At 54.7% G+C, this 1,442-nt stretch carries 2 protein-coding genes and 1 pseudogene; all 3 read right to left on the bottom strand.

Translation table 11 applies throughout. The annotated features are described in order from the left end of the window. Positions 1–156: helix-turn-helix domain-containing protein (locus ACXJKO_RS31675; RefSeq protein WP_457094963.1), on the bottom strand; the 156-nt coding region annotated here is incomplete at its 3' end. 133 nt (positions 157–289) lie between these two features. After that, positions 290–661, bottom strand: a complete 372-nt coding sequence (locus ACXJKO_RS31670) for a hypothetical protein (protein ID WP_457094962.1) — start codon at positions 659–661, stop codon at positions 290–292. A gap of 513 nt (positions 662–1,174) precedes the next feature. Further along, positions 1,175–1,442: pseudogene (locus tag ACXJKO_RS31665) on the bottom strand (hypothetical protein); the annotation flags it as partial.

Genomic DNA, 1,442 nt, shown 5'->3' with positions numbered 1-1,442 from the left:
CACCAAGGCCGCGGGACCGCCGGTCTGATAGGCCTTGAGCAATCGGAATACTTGGCGCCGTGTGATCCGCAGCAGCTGGGCGGCTTCGCGCACCGTAATTCGCTCCGCCACGACGTCCCGCAGAATGTGAACCCGATCGATCTCTGGCCGGCTCATCCCGATCACCGTCATCAGATCCAATCTCCCCAGCACGATCACCCAGGGAGAGTGACATTTGTAACGGGGAGAGGAGTGACCTTTCTAACGGGGTTCTACACGCGAATTGCGCAGAAACCCCTTTATGGAACCGCTAAGCATGGCCTTCGCTTAGAGTGTTGAAGTCTTGAAGAGTCATCCAAACACAGGCGCACCTATGCCATTGAGCCAGAACCCCATCGTTGAATGGCCGGCAGAGCTCCATCACCTGCTGCAGGGCCTTCAGATCGCTACCGGCGCCGATGGCAATCGCTTTGGCCGCATTGATATCGACGTGGATCGGGAGACCCAGTTCCTGGTCAACGACTTCGAAGCACGGGTGCGGCACCGCCAAGTGCGGCTGAGACTGGCTGACAATGCTGAAGAATGCCTCGTGGGCGAGATGAACCCATTGATTGACCTCGGGGCAGCGGCCGATCCAACCCAGCACATCGGCAAAGTCCGCATCAGCTTTCACGATGTCCAAGATGATAGCTGCATCGATCCAGCACCGCAGATGTAAGGGCTCATAATTCCGATAGTGGGATGGTTCTTCCGCACTATCATCGGGTCGCTCATCACGCCTGGACTGAACCGCTTCTTCGGCGTCCTGGACTTCTTGGTTTCCACTCAATTCTCTGAATCAATCTGGTCAGTTCCACCCAATCAGGTCGCCTTGCCTCCTTGGAAGCACAAAAGATTTCTATCCAACTTGATTTGGCCTCATTCATTGGGGAAAAGCAGTTCGTATTGCTAAGGCTATAGTCTCTGCAACCTAAATTATGCAATGCGCTTCAGTACGTTGTATGCAATTGTAATGAGTATTCAGCGTTAAATCCCACCATCTTTATCATTCTCTATACTTTAATTAAGGAAGTCGCACGAAAGCCTCGCGAAAAGTGGCTCGACGATACTTGGGACAAACATCATGGCACTTTCAACTGGCAAGCAGACTCTCACCGCAAACATCGACGGTAAGTCGTACACAATTTATACCCGTTCAGGGAATTGGTGACGCGGTGAGATATGGGTAAGCCGTCAATGTTGTGAGACGGCCTGTCTCGTCGAGGAGACGGTTCCAGGCGTGGCAGACGGCCTCCAACACCGCGTCATAGTCATCAAGCACGCGATGCGAGAGATAGCGCTCACGCAGGTACAGCCAGACCCGCTCCACCGGGTTCAGTTGGGGTGACGCCGACGGCAGCGGCAAAAGGGTGATGGCGCCGACGGCAGCGGCAAAAGGGTGATGGTGTCCGGCACGTGCAAGG

The sequence above is a fragment of the Microvirga sp. P5_D2 genome, from assembly GCF_054049475.1.
The sequence above is the reverse complement of the archived record's forward strand: the minus strand, read 5'-3'. Positions and strand labels throughout refer to the sequence as shown.